This window comes from Rheinheimera gaetbuli, from assembly GCF_054781935.1.
This window is the reverse complement of sequence record NZ_BAAGTL010000028.1, coordinates 141,754-162,110: the sequence shown is the minus strand read 5'-3', so window position 1 is coordinate 162,110 and position 20,357 is coordinate 141,754. Positions and strand designations below refer to the sequence as shown.

19 protein-coding genes are annotated in these 20,357 nt (G+C 48.1%); 13 read left to right on the top strand and 6 right to left on the bottom strand.

Going from position 1 to position 20,357, the window contains the following annotated elements; translation table 11 throughout:
• The first annotated feature begins 116 nt into the window (after positions 1-116).
• The 5 genes from ACYVIC_RS17145 (at position 117) to ACYVIC_RS17125 (ending at position 7,623) form a co-directional block, all read left to right on the top strand.
• Complete coding sequence (locus ACYVIC_RS17145) at positions 117-971, top strand: class I SAM-dependent methyltransferase (protein WP_460861920.1); 855 nt, start codon at positions 117-119, stop codon at positions 969-971.
• A gap of 152 nt (positions 972-1,123) precedes the next feature.
• Positions 1,124-2,779: a long-chain-fatty-acid--CoA ligase FadD gene (fadD, locus tag ACYVIC_RS17140; protein WP_460861919.1), complete on the top strand. Its 1,656-nt coding sequence runs from the start codon at positions 1,124-1,126 to the stop codon at positions 2,777-2,779.
• A gap of 68 nt (positions 2,780-2,847) precedes the next feature.
• The gene (gene rnd / locus ACYVIC_RS17135) at positions 2,848-3,981 is read left to right on the top strand and encodes a ribonuclease D (protein ID WP_460861917.1); all 1,134 of its coding nucleotides are present in this window, start codon (positions 2,848-2,850) and stop codon (positions 3,979-3,981) included.
• Positions 3,982-4,124: 143 nt separating this feature from the next.
• On the top strand, positions 4,125-5,531 hold the full coding sequence (locus tag ACYVIC_RS17130) for a DUF4397 domain-containing protein (RefSeq protein WP_460861916.1): 1,407 nt from the start codon (positions 4,125-4,127) through the stop codon (positions 5,529-5,531).
• 157 nt (positions 5,532-5,688) lie between these two features.
• Positions 5,689-7,623 (top strand): alpha/beta hydrolase family protein, encoded by a 1,935-nt coding sequence (locus ACYVIC_RS17125; protein ID WP_460861914.1) that lies wholly within the window; start codon positions 5,689-5,691, stop codon positions 7,621-7,623.
• On the opposite strand, the gene tnpB is transcribed toward ACYVIC_RS17125, so the two are convergent.
• A complete protein-coding gene (gene tnpB, locus ACYVIC_RS17120) occupies positions 7,526-7,867 on the bottom strand; it encodes an IS66 family insertion sequence element accessory protein TnpB (protein ID WP_460862649.1) in 342 nt (113 codons plus the stop codon). The two genes, ACYVIC_RS17125 and tnpB, sit on opposite strands and share 98 nt — an antisense overlap.
• An 8-nt stretch (positions 7,868-7,875) precedes the next feature.
• Positions 7,876-8,166 carry an IS66 family insertion sequence element accessory protein TnpA gene (tnpA, locus tag ACYVIC_RS17115; protein ID WP_460861912.1) on the bottom strand — a complete coding sequence of 97 codons (291 nt, stop codon included), beginning with the start codon at positions 8,164-8,166 and terminating at the stop codon, positions 7,876-7,878.
• Positions 8,167-8,235: 69 nt separating this feature from the next.
• On the opposite strand from tnpA, the gene ACYVIC_RS17110 reads away from it, so the two are divergent.
• Entirely contained in the window at positions 8,236-8,373 is a 138-nt protein-coding gene (locus ACYVIC_RS17110) for a hypothetical protein (RefSeq protein WP_460861910.1), read from the top strand.
• A 120-nt stretch (positions 8,374-8,493) separates the two neighbouring features.
• Here the strand turns inward: ACYVIC_RS17110 and ACYVIC_RS17105 are convergent, their stop codons facing one another.
• From ACYVIC_RS17105 to minC, 4 genes are all read right to left on the bottom strand, one after another.
• The gene (locus ACYVIC_RS17105; protein WP_460861908.1) at positions 8,494-10,500 is read right to left on the bottom strand and encodes a patatin-like phospholipase family protein; all 2,007 of its coding nucleotides are present in this window, start codon (positions 10,498-10,500) and stop codon (positions 8,494-8,496) included.
• A 364-nt stretch (positions 10,501-10,864) separates the two neighbouring features.
• Positions 10,865-11,125 carry a cell division topological specificity factor MinE gene (gene minE / locus ACYVIC_RS17100; RefSeq protein WP_460861906.1) on the bottom strand — a complete coding sequence of 87 codons (261 nt, stop codon included), beginning with the start codon at positions 11,123-11,125 and terminating at the stop codon, positions 10,865-10,867.
• Positions 11,126-11,128: 3 nt separating this feature from the next.
• Positions 11,129-11,938 carry a septum site-determining protein MinD gene (gene minD, locus ACYVIC_RS17095; RefSeq protein WP_460861904.1) on the bottom strand — a complete coding sequence of 270 codons (810 nt, stop codon included), beginning with the start codon at positions 11,936-11,938 and terminating at the stop codon, positions 11,129-11,131.
• A gap of 10 nt (positions 11,939-11,948) precedes the next feature.
• The gene (gene minC, locus ACYVIC_RS17090; protein WP_460861902.1) at positions 11,949-12,662 is read right to left on the bottom strand and encodes a septum site-determining protein MinC; all 714 of its coding nucleotides are present in this window, start codon (positions 12,660-12,662) and stop codon (positions 11,949-11,951) included.
• A gap of 164 nt (positions 12,663-12,826) precedes the next feature.
• Here minC and ACYVIC_RS17085 point away from each other — a divergent pair, with 164 nt between their 5' ends.
• The 7 genes from ACYVIC_RS17085 to zipA all read left to right on the top strand — a co-directional run bounded on the left by ACYVIC_RS17085 (position 12,827) and on the right by zipA (position 20,291).
• Positions 12,827-13,093 (top strand): YcgL domain-containing protein, encoded by a 267-nt coding sequence (locus ACYVIC_RS17085; RefSeq protein WP_460861901.1) that lies wholly within the window; start codon positions 12,827-12,829, stop codon positions 13,091-13,093.
• Between the two features lie 31 nt (positions 13,094-13,124).
• The gene (locus ACYVIC_RS17080; RefSeq protein WP_460861899.1) at positions 13,125-14,141 is read left to right on the top strand and encodes a lytic murein transglycosylase; all 1,017 of its coding nucleotides are present in this window, start codon (positions 13,125-13,127) and stop codon (positions 14,139-14,141) included.
• 6 nt (positions 14,142-14,147) lie between these two features.
• On the top strand, positions 14,148-14,813 hold the full coding sequence (locus ACYVIC_RS17075) for a fumarylacetoacetate hydrolase family protein (protein WP_460861897.1): 666 nt from the start codon (positions 14,148-14,150) through the stop codon (positions 14,811-14,813).
• Complete coding sequence (locus ACYVIC_RS17070) at positions 14,813-15,307, top strand: YcgN family cysteine cluster protein (RefSeq protein ID WP_460861895.1); 495 nt, start codon at positions 14,813-14,815, stop codon at positions 15,305-15,307. The genes ACYVIC_RS17075 and ACYVIC_RS17070 overlap by 1 nt, the downstream gene beginning before the upstream one ends.
• Before the next feature lie 16 nt (positions 15,308-15,323).
• Positions 15,324-15,941 (top strand): mechanosensitive ion channel domain-containing protein, encoded by a 618-nt coding sequence (locus ACYVIC_RS17065; protein WP_460861893.1) that lies wholly within the window; start codon positions 15,324-15,326, stop codon positions 15,939-15,941.
• Between the two features lie 73 nt (positions 15,942-16,014).
• Complete coding sequence (locus tag ACYVIC_RS17060; protein WP_460861891.1) at positions 16,015-19,428, top strand: AAA family ATPase; 3,414 nt, start codon at positions 16,015-16,017, stop codon at positions 19,426-19,428.
• 14 nt (positions 19,429-19,442) lie between these two features.
• Positions 19,443-20,291, top strand: a complete 849-nt coding sequence (gene zipA, locus ACYVIC_RS17055; RefSeq protein ID WP_460861889.1) for a cell division protein ZipA — start codon at positions 19,443-19,445, stop codon at positions 20,289-20,291.
• Positions 20,292-20,357: the final 66 nt, after the last annotated feature.

The following is a 20,357-nucleotide window of genomic DNA, read 5'->3' as shown; positions in this document are numbered from 1 at the left end:
ACGGCAAATGGTTTATGCAATTTTAAAGGAACTGAAGTACAGCTGCAGGCTCAAACCATTACCGGTTCAGCTGGCAGTCAGCCAGCACTTAAGTATCACTCTACAAGGTATGATTTATGTCGATAAAAACTATAACAAAGACATGGCTATGTTCTGGCCTGTTAAGTGCGTTAATAATAAGTGGTGTAAACCAGGTTTATGCCGAAGACTGGAGCATACAGCTTCAGCAACTGGCACAAAGTGAGCTGCGTAGTAGTGAAAACCGTGCCCGAAATAAATACCGTAACCCTGAACAAACACTGCAATTCTTTGGTTTGCAGCCCGCTATGTCGGTACTGGAAGTTTGGCCGGCGCACGGCTGGTACACTGAAATACTGGCACCTTTTTTAAAACAACAGGGGCAACTAACGCTGGCGCAGTTCCGGCACAATGATGGTTCATTAAAAGATGACCGCAGTATTTTCTGGGCCCGTGTAAGCCAACGCCTTGCGCAGCGTATCGCAGAGAATACCGACCACTTTGGTGAGCCGCTGTTTGTTGAATTAGACCCGCCATTATTGTATCCGGCAGCCATTGAACAATTTGATATGGTGCTTACCTTTCGCAATGCACATATCTGGAATGAAACCGGCCATTTAGCCGACACATTAAAAACCTTATTTGCAGCGTTAAAGCCAGGTGGGGTAATGGGCATGGTGGAACACCGTGCCGCAAAGTTGTCAGATATTTCCAGTTCAGCTGTCGAGGGCTACCTCGACGAATCCTATATTATTAACGTTGCCGAACTGGCCGGGTTTAAGCTGGTTGCCAGCAGTGAGATAAATGCCAACCCGCTGGATGCAAAAAATTACCCTAAAGGCGTTTATGCACTGCCACCAACGCTGGCTATGGGGCTGGAAGATAAAAATAGCTATCTGGCTATTGGCGAAAGTGATCGTATGACGCTTAAATTCATTAAACCGGTGCAGTAACTGCCGCAATTGTGTTAACAAAGCAATTGTGGGATGATTGGCCGTTAGAGTAATAACTCCAATTAACTTGATGCAATAAAAGCGCGGCAACAGATTGCGTGCAACAGGTTTAATATCTATACAATAATAACCTTAGACAAGAGGAGAGGACGGTGGATAGAGTTTGGTTAAAACGTTACCCGTCAGGCGTACCCGCAGAAATTAATGCCGATCATTACCCGTCATTATTAGATATTTTTGAACAAAGCATTGCGCAGTATCCGGATAAGACCGCTTTTATCAATATGGGTAAAAGTATCAGTTACCGTGAACTGGACCAGCAAAGCACCGCTTTTGCTGCTTATCTGCAAACAGAGCTAGGCCTGAAAAAAGGCGATGCTGTTGCCATTATGATGCCTAATTTACTGCAATACCCTATTGCTTTAATGGGCGTACTGCGTGCGGGTTGTGTAGTGGTTAACGTAAACCCGCTTTACACACCACGCGAGCTGGAGCATCAGTTAAATGATTCAAAAGCTAAAGCTATTGTTATCGTAGAAAACTTTGCTCATACCTTAAGTGCTATTGAAAGCAAGGTAAAGCTAGACCATGTTATTCTTACTACCATGGGTGACCGCTTAGGCCTGCTTAAAGGTGCTCTGGTTAATTTTGTTGTCAAGCGCATTAAAAAGCTTGTACCCGCTTATACACTAAGTAAATTTGTGCGGTTTAATCAGGTGCTGGATAAAGGTCGCGAGCTTAGTTACAGCAAGCCTGATCTGCATGGCGCTGATATTGCCTTTTTGCAGTATACCGGCGGTACTACCGGCGTTTCTAAAGGTGCCATGCTAACGCACCGTAATATGGTAGGTAACCTGGAACAGGTTAGTGGCTGCCTGGATAGCTTCCTAAATAAAGGTGGCGAGAATGTGGTTACAGCTTTGCCGCTTTATCATATCTTCGCTTTAACGGCTAATTTCTTTACTTTTTTTAAGTACGGCGGTACCAACCTGCTTATCACCAATCCTCGTGATATGGCTGGTTTTGTAAAAGAGCTATCGAAGTTTCCGTTTACTGCTATTACCGGTGTTAATACCTTATTTAACGGTTTACTTAATACGCCAGGCTTTGCTGAGCTTGATTTTTCCAAGCTTAAGCTGTCACTCGGCGGTGGTATGGCGGTGCAACGTCCGGTAGCAGAACGTTGGCAGAAGACAACGGGTACACGTTTGGTTGAAGGTTACGGCCTGACGGAATGTTGTCCGCTGGTGACTATCAGCCCATACGACTTGGACAGTTTTAATGGCAGCATTGGCTTACCGGCTCCGTCTACTGATATTCGTTTAGTCGATGAAGAAGGCAACGATGTTGCCCCGGGTGAGCCAGGTGAAATGCTGGTTCAAGGACCTCAGGTAATGTTGGGGTATTTAAACCGGCCGGAAGAAACGGCCAAAGTACTGAAAGACGGCTGGCTGTACACCGGTGATATTGCCCGTATGGACGACGAAGGGTTCTTTTATATTGTCGATCGCAAAAAAGACATGATTTTAGTCTCTGGCTTTAACGTCTATCCGAATGAAATTGAAGAAGTAGTCGCGATGATCGATAAAGTGCTGGAAGTGGCTGCAGTTGGCGTACCTAACGAGTCGACCGGCGAAGCGGTTAAACTGTTTATCGTGAAAAAAGATGCCAGCCTAACGGAGCAGGAAGTGATCCAACACTGCCGGCAACATTTAACGGGCTATAAAGTGCCTAAACTGGTAGAATTCCGCACAGAATTGCCAAAAACTAATGTAGGTAAAATACTGCGGCGGGAACTTCGCGGCTAGCCTATAGCTGCAGTCTCAGTTGTAGTGTAAGCCGGCTTAACTGCCGGCTTTTGTTTTCAAGGAAGCGCATGTATTCGTTAATAACAGACAATAACGCGCTGGCAGGCTACTGTCAGCAGGTTGCTGCCGACAGCATACTGGCATTGGACACCGAGTTTATCCGTCAAAGCACGCTGTATCCTAAGCTGGGGTTAATTCAGCTATTCGATGGGCAGACCCTGGCGCTGGTAGATCCGCTGACAATCACTGATTGGCAACCGCTGCAACAGCTGTTATCGCGGCCAGATTGTATTAAAATGCTGCACTCCTGCACTGAAGATCTGGAAGCCTTTGCCAGCATCGGTATTAACCTTATCAGCCCGCTATTTGACACCCAACTGGCGGCAGAGCTACTGGGTTGGGGCAGCAGTGTGGGTTATGCCAGGCTGGTAGAGCAATTAAGTGGCGAGCAGCTGGATAAAAGTGAATCGCGTACCGATTGGTTGGCACGGCCGCTTAGCAGCACCCAACTGCAGTATGCTGCTAACGATGTGTTCTACCTTTATCCGCTATATGCAAAGCTGTGCAACGCGCTTAGCGTCGGCCAGCACGAGCTGTTATTACGTGAAGGCGAGCAACTAAACAAGCGCAAGCTACAGCAATTACCGTTGCAATACCGCTATCTGGAGATTAAAAACAGCTGGCAGCTGAGCCCACGTGAGTTGGCGGTACTGCGTGAAATGGCAGCCTGGCGTCAACAATACGCTATGGAAAAAGATTTAGCCTTAGGCCTGATAGTTAAAGATGCGGCTATGCTGGAGCTGGCTAAGCGCCGCCCGGCAACAGCCGAAAGTTTAATGAATATTCCATCCATTCCGGCGCGAGAGGTACGCCGCCATGCTAAAGCTCTGGTTGAGATTATCGCTGCTGCTAAAGAGTTGCCACAGCAGCTCTGCCCGCAGCGTTTTTATCATACCGACAGCTTTATAGGCCATAAAGAAACCACTGAGCAGCTAACAAAAGCGATAAAACAGGCAGCAGCGTCACTGGCGATACCGGTAGAGTTTATTTCAGTTAAACGCCAATTAAACGAATACCTTAATTGGTGCTGGCGGGTATCGGATCAGGACCGCGCCTTGCTGCCATTGCCTGAGTATCTGCAGGGCTGGCGCGCAGAGCTGTTAGCGCCGTTTTTACCTCAACCTATACATGTCCGTAGCTAAACCAACATTAAACGTACAGCAGGCAAAATAGATCAGACGATTTTTTGCCTGTTTTTTTGCGGTTTTTTGGCTATTTTTTTCATGATCCTGCCCTAATTCCTTTACGTAACTTTTCAGCACTTATCAACTGAAGGGTTACAACAATGAAAGGAATAAAAATATTTGCTTTGCCTGCAGTTCTATCGCTGTCTCTGTCAGGATGCTGGCTAGATGGTGATTCAGACCCGGTTCCAACACCTCCGCCACCACCACCTCCACCACCGCCAGTAGTGGTTAACGCGTCATTACAAGTCGTTCATACGTCTATAGATGCACCTGCCGTTAATGTACTTGCTAATGGTTCGGCGGCGATAGAGGGCCTTGGTTTCGGTGAAGCATCAGAGGTATTGTCTCTTGCGCCTGCCACTTACAGCGTGGCGGTAGACGCGTTATTGCCAGGTGACGGTAATACTGCAACGGTAATTGGCCCTCTGGATTTGGCGCTGGCAGAAGCGGTGCGTTACACCGTTTTTGCAGTAGGGAAAGTTGCTGAACAAACGCTCGAGCCCATAGTCGTAACTGGCTCGGTAACAGATGTTGCAGCGGGAAAAATTCGTTTACAGGTAGTACACGCCGCGTCAACAGCGCCTGAAGTTGATATTCATGTAACCGCCCCCGGCGCCGCGCTTGGCGCACCGCTGGATACCTTGATGTTTAAAGACTCAACCGAGTACGTCGAAGTTGACCCGGCTGAATATCAGGTGCGCATTACGCTGCCAGGTACTGAAACCGTGGTATTTGACAGCGGTACTCTGCCATTAACCACAGCCGGTACGGATTTAGTGGTAGCGGCGATAGACAGCCAGTACTCCGGTGCATCGCCGGTATCGTTGTTGGCCGTGGGGCAGGATGGCAGCGAGCTGGCCATTTTAGATGCTAACGCCACCTCATCGCTACGCGTGGTTCACAACGTGTCAGATGCACCGGCAGTAGATGTAGTGGTAAATGATAACTTTACCGAGCGTTTGGTTACTGCGCTGGAATTCCCGGATTTTACCGGTTATGTCACCCCGGCGCCTGCCGACTACAACGTCAAAGTGGTGGTATCAGGCACAGAAACAGCGGTAATTAATGAAGATGTGACACTTGACCCGGGTGCTTTCTACACTGTGCTGGCAGTAGGCTCACTGGATGCAGCTGACAACTTTGCCATTGAACCGCTGGTTCTGGCCGACAAACCACGTCGTATTGCCACCGCAGCCCAGGTTCGTATTGTGCATGGCTCTACGCTGGCTGGTAACGTTGATATTTATGTTACCGCAACAGAAGATATCAGCGCCGCCACGCCAGCTTTTGCTGCCGTACCGTTTAAAGCTGAAACCGGCTATGTAGCCCTGGCCGCTGGCGACTATGTGGTTACCGTAACACCTGCCGGCAGTAAAATGGCAGCGATTGGCCCGGTGGCGTTAACACTGGAAGCCAATAGCATTTATACCGCCATCGCCCGTGACGGTGCCGGTTTAACCGCAGATGTTGGTTTAATCTTGATGGACGACTTCGTCCAGCCATAAAACTAACTAACAGAAGGTCCTGTTAAGTTAAAGCCCGCGCAAGCGGGCTTTGTTTTTATGCGGTTTTTATTGTTAACTGCTGTGAAATATTTTGCCAGTAGTAAGGTTTTTTGCTACTTTGCCGCAGCAAAAAATAATGATAACAGGAACGTTAATAATGAAGTTGTCCGCTGTTTGCACCTTATTATTGGGGGCGGTATTGTCTGCTTTATCTGCAGCAAAAGAATTACCCGTTGAAGCTTTTGCCAGTGCGCCGGCGATCGACAAACTTAAGTTGTCGCCTGACGGTACCAAGCTGTCGATGATCCAGACACTTGATACCGAAAAAGAGCAGTTAGTGCTGGTGAAATTATTTGATTTACAAACTGGTGAGCAAAAATACCTGGTTAAAGCGGACAGTCGCGACCTGACAATTTACTCGGTGATCTGGGCCAATAATAACCAATTGCTGATGCGTGCGGCGTATGCCTCACATCGTTATGGTACGCCGGTAACTGAAACCCGCCTGATGGTAATTGATGTAGAAACAGGTAAAAACCGTAGCGTCGTGAATGGCCAGTTACAGCGTAAACTGGTGCGTACGCCGCAGTTTCAATCGAATATTGTTGATGTAATGCCAGAGGACGAGCATAACTTTTTATTGGCGTTAGACGGCTTTAGCTATGGCTCCGGCACCAGTGTGGTAAAAGTGAGCCTGAACGGCGAGCTGCATGAAATGGTGGCGCATGCGCGAAAAGATTTATATGACTGGGTGGCAGATCGGCAGCACCGGCCCCGTATTGCCCTGTTTCGTGATGACACCCGCTTCGAAGTGCAGGAAAAACTGCTCGATACCAAGGAATTTCGTACCTTATGGCAGTTTGAGCTGTTCTCCGAGCAGGAGGTCTGGCCATTAGGCTTTGATGCTGATCCGAATATTTTGTATGTCTCTGCCTATCATGAAGGCCGCTTAGCCATTTTTAAAACCGATTTATCGGCACAGCAACCGACGCTACAACTGGTTAAGGCCGATGAAAACTACGATGTGCCGGCCGACATCAGTTACTCCTGGCAAGACAAAAAGGTGATTGCCATTGGCGAGGAGTATGTTGATGCTGGCTATCAGGCGTTTCAAAAAGCAGTAGACAAGGCTTTACCTGATGCGGACAACCATATTGTCAGCATGAGCCACGATAAAAACCGCTACATTATTGAATCCAGCAGTGCCACAAACCCCGGCAGTTATCTGCTGGGCGATCGGAAAGAAAAGTCGATGACTTTTTTATTGGACAAGTTTAGCCAGCTTGAGCCAGAGCTAATGGTTGCCAAACAGAAAATTCAATACCAGGCTCGCGACGGCCTGAACATCGAAGGCTACCTGACCACGCCGCTAGGCTATCAGCAGGGCGTTGTACCAACTATTATTTTTCCGCACGGCGGCCCAATCAGCTTTGATGACGAAGGTTTTGATTACTGGACACAGTTTTTTGCCAACCGTGGTTATGCAGTGTTGCAAATGAACTTTCGCGGCTCACACGGCTATGGTTTTGACTTTAAAAAAATGGGCCTGCAAGGCTGGGGCCTGCAAATGCAGGACGACGTCGAAGACGGCACTCGCTGGTTAATTAACAAAGGCATAGCTGATCCTAAGCGTATTTGTATCGTCGGAGCCAGCTATGGTGGCTACGCTGCATTAATGGGTGTGGTTAAAACACCCGACTTGTATCAGTGTGCAGTAAGTTTTGCAGGTGTAACCGATGTTGAAGCGTTAGTTAAGTCACACCGCCGCTACACCAATTATGAAGTGGTTAAAAAACAGCTGGGTGATGATTTTGATTTACTGAAACAGCGCTCTCCAGTTAACCATGTCGATAAAATTCAGGTACCAGTGTTGCTGGTGCATGGCACTAAAGATCGCAGTGTGCCGGTAAAACAAAGTGTCGCCATGTATAAAGCGCTGAAAAGTGAAAATAAAGACGTGCAATATATAGAGTTGGAAGACGGTGATCATTACCTCAGCACCAACAGCCACCGGCTACAAACCTTTCAAGCGATGGACAGGTTTTTAAAACAACACTTAAAAGTGTCAGTGCAGCAAGCAGCTGTGCAATAAGCACTGTGGCCCTTTGGCCCCTAAAAATGGGGTTTTCCAGCCGTTTGTACCACAGGCAAAAACCTGTGCTGTCCCAGTACATCACTTTTAGACGGGTACGCTGCCGGTTACAGAATACAAACAAGGCACCGCTAAACGGCGATTGCTGCATGTCCTGTTCAACCAACAGCGACAAGCCATTGATAGACTTTCTAAAATCTACCGGCTGTTTATGCAGGTAGATTTTCGGCGGGTCGATAAACATCTTCATGATTAAAGCGCCCGGAGCAACGCTGCTAACCACAAGGCATCTGTACCGGGTGGTAAGTCCAGCTCAACATCGTGCTTTTTCAGCAGCATTGGCTGGCTAAGCAACATGCCTTGGGTGGTCAGCTCGACAAAGCCGGTATCGTCTTCCTGTTGCCAGGCGAGAAGTTGCCGCTTACGATAACTGAAATAGGTTGGGTCAATGCCTTGCTGTTTTGCAAATTCGGTTTGAGTTAACCCACTGGCTTTTTGCTGGTCAAACAGCGGCAGCCATTGCTCGGTTGTTCTGCGGATCATGTGAAACCCCTGTCTGGTAGTAGATTCAGACAGGGTAAGAAGATTTAGCTAAGCCTGGAATGTGCGGTTTTGGTTGCCAATTTAACCGATGTTTCGGTGCATCATGCCGGCTTAGTTGATGCGTTAAACGCCTTTGACGCAGAAGATGATGCCGCGCTGGATGGCAATTTGCCGCTAGCACCCACATTGGAGCAGTATTACTACTAATTGTAGATAAGCTAAAACACCACCTCCTATGGAGGTGGTGATCGCTCAGGCGGAGCTAGCTTGTATAGTAGCCTTGTTTAATGCCTGTTCGTTTGTAAACAATCAATAAAAACGGTATTGCTAAATTCGTTTTAGATTTCCAGGATCAAGTGCAAACTGCCCTTCAATCGTGAACATGTTTTTATTAATAATCTTTTTCTTTTTCGGCCCTATCGGCTTTGTTTGAAACGGGTTGTCATCAATATTACGATGATAACGTTGCTTTAATGCAGCTAACTCATTTAATTTTGCTTGTACTACCGCATTGTTAGGGGGCAATTTTTTTAGTTTAGAAATGGCAGTTACTAAGGCATTGTATTCTTGATCAAATTCAATTTCGGTTTTGCTGGGCAGGCGATCTAATAAAGCGGCTTTAACTGGCCCATTTTTGCAAATTGACTGGTGGGTCCAAGCCCATCCATAAGAGGCAATTATTTTTGAAGCGTCACTGTTTCGGTTTAATTCAAAGTTTAACCAATCAAATGCACCGGTTTTTATGTTTATCGGAGTAATACGGCTATGCGAATCTAATAAGTGCTGCATGACAGTGGCATCCATACCGAATACACCGCGAGTTAAAGCTCGCTGTATAATATCAAGAATGTAGATAATCATCCTAAATTCAATACTGCTGGTAATAGCGGTAACCGGATTCAAACTCTCCGGCAATTGGTTAAACGCAGCTGATGGCAAGTTCAGCGAACTGCCCTCTGAATTCAGCTTGTTGAGCGCGCCTTGCTCAATACGGTTGAGTGGTCTTCCGAGTAGTTTCCGTAGAAATATATCAATAAATGGTTTCCCAGCTGGTGCGGCTTTCAATGACAAGGCGGCATTTTCAGTTTCACCACCTTCGGTAAGCGTGAATATAAGAATTTGTCGGCTATTGTCTTGTTTGGTGTTTATAGCTGGATCTAAAAATAAATGCAGAGGTAAATTACTCGTCAGGCCTCCATCTACGATAGTTTTTTTACCCTCCTTGTTTTGACAAGGCTCGAATACAATAGGAATGGACATTGATTCACGAACTGCTACCGCTACTTCTTTGTTTGCAGAGCCTGCATCTCGTGAACTATAGACAATATGTGCCAGTCCATCTTTTGCAGGTTTAGAGGAATCTGTTGCAGTAACATAGAGATCTATTTTATCTGTGTTGGCTTTATTCAGCATGCCAAATGTCACGGGCTGTTTAATATCTGTAATTAGTTTTCGTTGCAAAGCTTTTGCTTGAATAAGTTGTCGCATTTTTGCCAAAAATTCATCACCCTTAAATAGGCGTTTTAATCCAACAAAGTTGATGTAGATCCGTAGTAAAGGATAAGTATTAATAATTTCAAGGATAATCGCGTCAGCAAGCGCCATTCTTTGTTTATTTATGCTGGAAAAAACGGTGTTTAGCACAGTCATAAAGGCTTTTATCAACTGACTAATAATTTTTCGGGTAAGAGCAGACGTAGATCTGACACCAGATTTGATTTGTTCAATCACAAATCTTGTTGTTGCTTCTATGCTGCTTTGCATTTCTTTTATAACAGGATCTACAAATTTTTTGACCTTCAATGCATTGAGCAGGGCTTTCCTGACCAACCCAATTAAGTTTGCTTTTAGTTCATCTGGTTTTAATACACTGCCATAGTCTGTTAAAATCACGCCAATCGATTGTGTCAGCTCAGCTTTTGCCCTGTTCAGGTGCCGCTGAAACTCAGCGATTAATTGATTAATAACTTCTCCGGAAAGCGTTAACCAAAGCACGTTATTACGGCGTAAATTGAGCGGGATGTCTTTTGCGTCTAAAGGCGCGTCAAGAAAGCTATCAAAATAAATTTTGCTTATATGTTGCTCAGGTGGCAGCGTCGCTGGACGTTGAGTCATGTCGTCTCGCATTAACCATTCAAATTCTTCCGGTGTATAGCCTACCGCAATCAATGATGCAATAATTGCCCCAGCAGAAGAGCCTGCGACACGCTCGAACCAATAACCTTTGTCTCTTAAGCAACGCAGCGCACCAACATAGGCTCCGCCTAAACAACCCCCACCTTCAAAAACTGCGTCAACCCGTGTTAATGGATAATGTATTGTTGGTACACTCATAAAATTTCCCTTTCATGTATTGTATTAATTTATGGTAAGTATTTGCAGGCAAAAACAGATCTCATGCCAGTCAAAATTAAATTCAACCAGTTAACAATGGTTAAAATTAAGTTTAAATTTAGCGGGTGTAACGAATTATTCAAGGTTAAATCAATGAGAGGGAATTGCTGAGTAAACGCCTTAACCGGCCTACGCTAGCGATGGCTGAGCTGATTGCCAGAAACACTAAAAACGGATAAATGCCCTGTAAGATTTGTTCAACTATAGAGTGCTGAAAATATCAATTGAGGCATAATTTTGTAATTAAGGTAGTTGTATGGGGCTGAAAATAACAAACCCGCTGGCGCGGGTTTGTTGGCTCAGTTTAACGCTTATCATCCGGGAAGGTGATATTCAGTTCCAGCACTGACAGTTCGTTGTCGCGCTGCTCTAACGACACGGCGATATCCTCCGGTGAAATGTCCACGTATTTGCGGATCACTTCTAAGATGTCGCGCTCCAGCTGCGGCAGGTAGTCGGGGCTGTTACGCTTTCTGCGCTCGTGCGCCACGATGATCTGCAGCCGCTCTTTGGCGGTATTGGCGGTGTTCTTTTTACTTGAACGAAAATAATCCAGTAACGACATGCGTTAACCTCCAAAAATCCGTTTTAACAGGCCCTTTTTCTCCACTGTTAAAAAGCGGAAGGGCACATTTTCGCCCAGCAGGCGAGCGACCGTGTCTAAATAGGCCTGGCCGGCATCACTGTCTTTATCCAGAATAACCGGTTGGCCGGAGTTAGAGGCATTAAGCACTGCCTGCGATTCCGGAATGACACCCAGCAGGTCGATGGATAAAATCTCTTTTACATCGTCAACGCTAAGCATTTCGCCTTTTTCTACCCGCTCCGGGTTGTAGCGGGTGAGTAGCAGGTGCTCTTTAATAGCATCCAAACCTTGCTCAGCGCGGCGTGACTTACTGGACAACATGCCAAGGATGCGGTCTGAGTCGCGTACTGACGACACTTCCGGGTTGGTGACGACCACGGCTTCGTCGGCAAAGTACAGTGCCATCATGGCGCCGGCTTCAATACCGGCTGGCGAGTCACACAGAATAAAATCAAAGTCTTTCGCCAGTTCGTTTAATACCCGCTCTACGCCCTCTTTGGTCAGGGCGTCTTTGTCACGGGTTTGTGACGCCGGCAGGATAAACAAATTATCAGTACGCTTATCTTTAATCAGCGTTTGTTTTAAATTGGCTTCACCGTTAATGACATTAACAAAGTCGTACACCACGCGCCGCTCGCAGCCCATGATTAAATCTAAATTGCGCAAACCGATATCAAAATCGATAATAACCGTTTTATGGCCTTTTAACGCCAGGCCGGTACCAATGGCTGCGCTGGAGGTGGTTTTACCTACGCCGCCTTTACCGGAGGTGACAACAATAATTTTTGCCATCAATAATTCCTTATACTAATTCTGCTAATACCAGTTGGTCGTCTTGCAGCCTGACACAAGCTGCTTTACCCCATAAATTGCCTTGCAGGCTCTCGCTTAACCAGTAGTTGCCGGCAATAGACACCAGCTCGGCTTGCAGGTTAGAGCAAAAGATCCGTTTTGAATTGTCACCGGCGGCTCCGGCAATGGCTTTGCCGCGCAGGGTGCCGTAAATATGAATGTTGCCATCGGCGATAACCTCAGCACCGGCACCGACAGTGCCCCTGACGATTAAATCTGTGCCTTTGGCGTAAATCTGCTGACCTGAGCGCACCGTTTGCTCAACAATACGCGCGTCCATTGCCACACTGACTTGCTCTGGCGCGGCCTGTGCCGGCACAGCGGCGCTGGGTTGGATAGCGCTATTGCTTGCTTTGACGTCTTTACCCAGCTGCAGCGCGGCTAACCCGGCTTGCTGTGCCTGCTGCTTTAACGTGCTGTCAGCACCACAAACGCCAACCAATACCAGATTTAAGCCAGTAAATAATTCTTTTATAGCTTTAAAATCAGGTGCTTGCTGACAGTTGCTAAGGTTTAGGATAATGGGCGCCTGATAAAAAAAGGCCGGAGCTTGTGCAAGTTTCTGGCTTAATTGTGTCGCTAAAGCATCGACACTAAGGTCGGCGCAGGACAGTACCGATAAAGGAAATAAACTGCCCTTTAATTCCAAAGACTGATCTGACATAAAGGTTGTTTGCGCACTAGTTAGAGTTTGTTGCTGTTACCGCTTTGCCAAGCTGCAACACGCGTTTTTATTTGCGCCGCGGCATTTACCTGCCTACGCATAAAGTTGGCTTCATGTTATAGTCTGAGCCTTCGTTAAGCAAGGCAGATACGTGGTTTTATTCGATGCTATGTGCAGTATATAAAAGTGTAAAAAAAGACGGGGCTTACCTGTACGTGCAGAAGCGGGATGATTTTAGTGCAGTGCCTGCTGCGTTGTTACAAAGCTTCGGCACTCCGCAGCTGGTTACGCTGATAAATCTGGCCGGGCGGGAACATTTAGCCAACGCCGACATCAATAAGGTTAAACAACAATTGGCAGAGCAGGGCTTCTATTTACAGATACCGCCGCCAGTTGAAGATCTGCTGGCGCAGCATAAACGCCGGCAATAATACTATTACTTAATTCTTACAGGCGATATCTATGTTGAAGAAGTTTATTTCGCTTGCTGTCTCAGCCGTATTCAGTGTGTCTCTTTATGCTGCTGACAGTAAGCCTGATTTTGCGCAATACACCGCGGCGCTAAAACAAGAAGCGCTGGACAAAGGCTACGCCGCTGAGCTTATCGAGCCGGTGTTTGCCTCGTTGCAATTTCACGAGCGCGTGGTGTCAGCCGATAAATCGCAGCCTGAATTTGTCGAAACGTTAAGTACTTATCTGCCTAAAAGAGTGAGCGAGACCCGCATCAGGATGGCACGCGAGCGCTATAAACAGTACTTACCCCAGCTGGAGCAAATTGCCGCTGAATACGGCGTGCAGCCAAGGTTTATTGTGGCGTTGTGGGGCCTGGAAAGCAGTTTTGGCCGCATTATGGGCAATTTTTCGGTGCCCTCGGCGCTGGTAACCCTTGCTTATGATGGCCGGCGCGAAAGCTTTTTCAAGCAGGAGTTTTATCATGCGCTGGATATTTTGGCGCAAGGCCATATCAGCCTGGATGAGATGAAAGGCTCCTGGGCTGGCGCGATGGGGCAAAGCCAGTTTATGCCCAGCTCTTTTATGGCCTATGCCCGTGATGGCGATGGCGACGGCAAAAAAGATATCTGGACCAATCAGGCAGATGTATTTGCTTCGATTGCCAATTATTTAAAGCAGCAAGGCTGGGATAACAACAAAACCTGGGGGCGTGAAGTACTGCTTCCGACAGACTTTGATGCGGCAAATGCCATTGCCCGTGGCAGCCTGCAGCGGGGCGAATGGCTCAAGCGTTGGGCGCAGTCAGAGCGCAGCCTGGCCGATTGGAATAAACTAGGGGTGCGGCGGTTAAACAATACTGCTTTGCCGGCACGGGATATTACTGCCGCGCTGGTGTTGCCCGATGGTGAGAGTGGCCGGGCCTTTTTAGCCTATGATAACTACAAGGTGCTGATGCACTGGAACCGTTCATACTATTTTGTGACCAGTGTCGGCTATCTGGCCGATTTAATTATTGCACCGGAGTAATAGCGCATGAGTTATCAGCATGTCAGCGTAAGCGGCCAGCCCATTGCGCTGCCGGTAGGCAAGGTAGTGTGTATTGGCCAGAATTATCAGGACCATATAGCCGAAATGCAAAGTAAAACCGCGCCCGACGCGTTGTTTTTTATCAAACCGGCTACCGCGCTGTGTGCCCTGGCGCCAGGTTTCACTATTCCGCTAAACCGTGGTGCGGTACACAATGAAACCGAGCTGGCGGTGTTAATTGACAAACCGTTAAAAAACGCCGGTTATGCACAGGTGCAAGACGCTATATGGGGCTACAGCCTGGCGCTGGATTTAACCCTGCGTGATGTGCAGGCGCAATTAAAGCAGCTGGGGCGGCCGTGGGAAATTGCCAAAGGCTTTGACGGTGCCTGCCCGGTGGCGGGGTTTATCGAAAAAAGCCAGCTGCAGCATCCGCAACAGACAGAATTTCGCTTAACGGTAAATGGCCAGCTGCGCCAGCAGGGTAACAGCGCCAATATGATCCGTGGCATTTGCCAGCTTATTTGCGAGATGAGCCAGCATTTCACGCTGCTGCCCGGTGACATAGTGTTAACCGGCACGCCGGCTGGTGTTGGACCACTGCAGGTGGGTGACGAGCTTGAACTACAATTGGCAGAACACCTGTATGTAAACACAAAGGTAAACGCATAATGGCATTGGCTGAACGCTTTTGGGAAAACAAATCCCTGCAAGAAATGAACAACGAAGAATGGGAAGCCTTGTGCGATGGCTGCGCCAAGTGCTGCCTGAACAAGTTTATCGATGATGACGAAGAGCAAGGCCCCACAGCGGTGCTGCATCAGGATGAACAGGTGCATTACACCAATATCGCCTGTCGTTATTTAAACAGCCATAAATGTGAGTGCACTGAGTACAGCCAACGTACGGTATTGGTACCTGATTGTATTGCGCTGACTAAAGATAATTTAAAAGACATTTTTTTTATGCCTACCAGCTGTGCTTACCGCCGCTTACATGAGGGCCGTGGCCTGCCGCATTGGCACCCGCTGCTTAATGACGGGAAAAAAAGCCTGATGCATAAAAAACAAATGTCGGTGCGTAATAAAACCATTTCGGAGTTACAGGTAAATCTGGATGACTTTGAAGATTTTATCGTACGCTGGCCACTGAACGATCTGGACTAACCGCAGGTACACTATCTTGTCATTTTTTCAATATAGCCAACAATTGCTTGAGCATCTGAGCCCGGTTACCCTGCAGCTGATTATCAGCTTCTTTGTGCTGGTATTGTATTTTATTCTCAGCCGCCGAATTATGCCGCTGCTATATCAGGTTATTGCTAATAGCCGGTTAAAAGCCGAGATGAATAAGCGCGCCGCAGTGGTTATTCATATTCTGCTAGTGCTGTTGTTAATTGTTGTGCTCAGTGTGGTTTGGGGCGTTGATATTCGTGGCTTGCTGGTGCTGGCATCATCAATGATTGCCGTTGTTGGTGTGGCGTTATTCGCGGCCTGGAGTTTACTCAGTAATATCACCGCCTTTTTTATCCTGCTTGGGCAAAAAGCTTTTGCCGAGGGCATGGAAATACGGGTAGTCGATGGCGCTAATTACCTTGAAGGCCGTATTGTTGAAATAAACCTGTTTAGCACCGTACTGCGCACCAAAGATAACGAGCAGGTGGTGTACCCGAATAACCTGTTAATTTCCAGACCTGTGGTGGTATTTCCGAAAAAAGCCCGCAAGTTAGTGGTTAATACCGTGGTGGAAAAAGCCCAGCGCTGGCGGCGCAAAAGTTTTAGCAGCACAGGTAGTGAATGATTTTTCCGTGACAGTGGTTTTGGCTGCTGCTACATTCGGCAAAAAGACCATGATAAAAATAACGTTAGCCTAAATGCGCTTAAAACAGATCAAACTGTCTGGCTTTAAATCTTTTGTCGACAGCACCGTAGTGCCTTTTCCACAGCAAATGACGGCTGTGGTTGGCCCCAATGGCTGCGGTAAGTCGAATGTGATTGACGCTGTGCGCTGGGTGCTGGGTGAAAGTTCGGCAAAAAATCTGCGCGGTGATGCCATGACAGATGTTATTTTTAACGGTTCGGCGCAGCGTAAACCGGTATCGCAAGCTTCAGTTGAGCTGGTGTTTGAAAACACCGAAGGCCGGGTAGCCGGCAGCCTGGCGGACCGCAGCGAAATAGCGGTTAAGCGCATAGTGACCCGTGATGCGCAGTCGTTGTACTTTTTAAATGGCAGCAAATGCCGCCGCCGTGACATTACCGATATTTTTCTTGGCACCGGCCTTGGGCCGCGCAGCTACGCTATTATTGAACAAGGCATGATCTCGCGTCTGATTGAGTCTAAGCCGCAGGAGCTGCGGGTTTTCATTGAAGAGGCCGCCGGTATCTCCAAATACAAAGAGCGGCGGCGCGAAACTGAGAACCGCATTAAACACACGCGGGAAAACTTAGATCGCTTAGCGGATGTGCGCGAAGAGCTGGGCAAAAATATCGACAAGTTAAAACGCCAGGCCAGTGCTGCCCAGCGTTACAAAGAACTCAAAGCCCAGGAACGCAAGCTAAAGGCCGAACTAACCTGCATAAAATGGCTAGCCTACAATGGCCGTTACAGCGAGCTGGAACAGCAACTGACACAGCAACAAACCGAGTTGGAAAAATATCAGTCGCAGGAGCTGGGCGACCAGCGCGTACTACTGGAACTTAAACAACAATCGCAGGATGTACGCCAGCTATTGGAACAGGTGCAGGCGCGTTTTTACCAGCTCGGGGCCACTATCAGCCGGTTGGAGCAGCAAATTTTGCATCAGCGCCAGCAACAGCAAACCTTAACGGCTCAGTTGCAGCAGGCACAACATACCCTGGCACAAGCAGAAGACTTTATCGCCACCGAGCAGGCGCAACATGCCGAACTGCAACAACAACTGGCAGAAGACGAGCCACAGCAAGCTTTGCTGGATGAGCAACTGGCAGAGCTGGCAGAGCAGCTGCAGCAATTGGAAGAGCTGCAGCAACAGCAGCAACAGGCGTTTAATCACTGGCAACAGCAGCATTTTCGTTTGCAACAGCAACAGCAACAACAACAGTTGCAGCAGCAAAATCAGCTTAGTCTGTTGGCGCAGTTACGCCAGCAGGAACAGCAGCTGCAACAAGAGCTGGCTGAACTGGCTCTTGAGCCTTTGCAACAGCGTGTCGAAGCGCTTGAAACTCAGTTTACTCTTGTCGCCACACAAGTGCAGCGAAGCACTGAGCTGCATGAACAATCGGCGTTGGCGGTACAGCAGCAAGAGCAGCTGAGTCGTGAGGCTGATGCTGCGCAGTTACAGGCAAAATCTGAGTTACTGCTGCTGCAGCGCGAGCAACAACAACTGCAACAACAGCAGCAACAAAAAGACGGTGAGCAACAGCAATTATTGCAGCAGCTGCAGCTTAAACCCGGTTGGGCGACGTCGGTAGCTCTGGTGCTGGGCCAGCTGCAGCATGCTGCGATAACAGAGCAACTGCAGGCTAAGGCGCAAAGCGTGGTGTGCCACAATACCCGTGTTGGCGTTAAAGGGAGCCTGGCCGGGGTTATTGTCGATGGGGTGTATCCCGACAGCTTTAATCAGATCCTTTGCGTAGCAGACATCGACGCGGCGCACCAAGCGCTGCCTGGCTTGGCTGCCGGCCACAGCGTAATCACAGCATCGGGCTATTGGCTTGGCAGCAACTGGTCATTACAGGCCGGTGCGCAGCAACAAGACAACTACTTATTCCGCCAGGAACGCCTGGTGCAGTTAACGCAGCAGCTAGCTACAGCGCAGTTGCACTTAACGCAGCTGAGCGAGCAATACGCCACGCAGCAGCAGGCGCAGCAACAGGCGCAGCACCAGATGCAGCGAGCCGCAGAGCAACTGCAACAGGCACAGCAAGCGCAACAACAGCAACTCACAGCTAAGCTGCTGGCACAGCAGGAGCTACAACAAGCGGAAAAACAGGTACAAAAGCTGGCGGCGGAACAACAGCAGTTACAGCTGAAACAAGCGCAACTGGAAGAAAGCACAGAGCAGCTGGCTATGGCGCTGGAACACAGCGCCGAGCAATTATTAGAGCATGAAGCTGCGCAGCAGCAACTGCACAGCCAAAGCGGTAATCAACAACAACAGTTGCAGCAATTACGCAGCCAGTTTGAACAAAAACGTACGCAGCAGCAACAACTGCTAATGCAACAAAAGGTTGCCGAGCAGCAATTAAATGCTCTGCAGCAGAGCTTACAACGTGCCCGTTTGCAACAGCAACAATTACAAGAGCAAACCACTTTGCTGCTAGCAAAACTGCATCAGGATGATGAGCCGGAGTTAATATTACAGGAACAACTGCAGCAGGCTTTGCTGGAACGCGAAGACGCAGAGCAACAGATGATTGCGCAGCAAGAGCAGCTGACAGCGATAGAGCAGCAAATTCGTGAGTTGGAGCAGGGCCAGCAGGGTATTTTACAGGTGCTAAACAAAAAGCGGGCTGTGTTGGCAGAATTACGTCTTGATGCTGAAGGCTATCGGGTGCGGGCCAACAATATGCTGGAACTTCTACGCGAACAGCAGGCCAATATGAAGGATGTTTTGGCAGAACTGGCACCTGAGGCGGAAGAGGCGCAGTGGCAACAGCAACTGGACAAAACCGTCGAGGCTGTCGGCCGGTTGGGGCCGATAAACCTGGCAGCGATTGAAGAATATGAGCAGCAGGCTGAACGCAAGTTGTATTTAGATGCGCAAAATGATGATTTAGCCGCTGCGATGGAGACACTGGAAACAGCAATCCGCAAAATTGATAAAGAAACCCGGCAGAAGTTTAAAGATACCTTTGAGCAGGTAAATGATGGCTTAAAAACGCTGTTTCCCAAAGTATTTGGCGGCGGCAGTGCTTATCTGGATCTAACCGACGAGGACTTACTGGAAACCGGTGTTTCGATAATGGCGCGACCACCGGGCAAAAAAAACAGTACAATCCATTTATTATCGGGTGGTGAAAAAGCCCTAACCGCCTTATCATTGGTGTTTTCGATTTTCCGGCTAAATCCGGCACCGTTTTGTATGCTAGATGAAGTAGATGCACCACTGGATGATGCCAATGTCGGGCGTTTTTGCAATCTGGTGCGGGAAATGTCTGAAACGGTACAATTTATTTATATTAGCCACAATAAAATCGCTATGGAGATGGCGGCGCAGCTAATGGGCGTGACGATGCAGGAACCTGGCGTGTCACGGGTGGTTGCAGTGGATGTGGATGATGCTGTAAAAATGGCAGCAGCCTCTTAATAAAAGGTAATTATATGGCTGACGAACTACGTTTAATTTTTATCATTATTGGTGCTTTAGTGCTGGGTGCCTTGTTACTACATGGGTTATGGACAGTACGCAAAAATGCCGGCCAGCCAAAGCATCGCTATTTTGACGAGTCTGCAGATAACAACGGCGAAAAACCCGATGGTTTTGATGAGCTGGGTGTCGGGCCGGTGCGGGTTATTAAAAAAGCAGCCATGGCTAAAACGGCATCGGTTAACCAGGAGACGCCAAAGCCTGCGGCCTTGCAGCAGCCTGTTGCTGAAGTGCAAACCGAACTAGCCTTTGATGAGCCGCAAGAACCACAGCTTAATTTCAGTGCGCTAACTGAAGAAGAGTTGCAACAAGACACGTTTAGCCAACCAGAACAGCAGCCAGAGGCAGAACAACACGCCGCTGCCGCGCCAGAGCCGGCCGAAGTGCTGATTTTGTACGTCCTGTTGCCAGAACACAAAGACATGAAAGGGCCTGATCTTTTATCGGCATTATTAACCCTGGGCTTTAAGTATGGCGATATGGACATATTTCACCGTCATCAGGACAGTGCAGGCTCAGGCGCGGTGCTGTTTAGTCTGGCGAATATGTTTAACCCAGGTACTTTTGATCTGGAAAATATCGAAAAACTTAGTACCCGCGGCGTAAGTTTATTTATGACATTGCCTGGGCCGGGTGAGCCATTAGGCAACTTTAACCTGATGCACAATGCCGCTAAAAAACTGGCCGAAGAGTTTGGTGGCCAGGTATTAGATGGTCAGCGCAGTGTGCTAACAGTGCAAACGGTGCGCCACTATGTGGACAAAATCCGTGAATTTCAGCGCCAGCAACTTATTCACGGTTAACGGCGAAAATAACATCAGCTAAACGGCAGGCAGTAGTCCTGCCGTTTTTGTTATGGCAAACTCAGG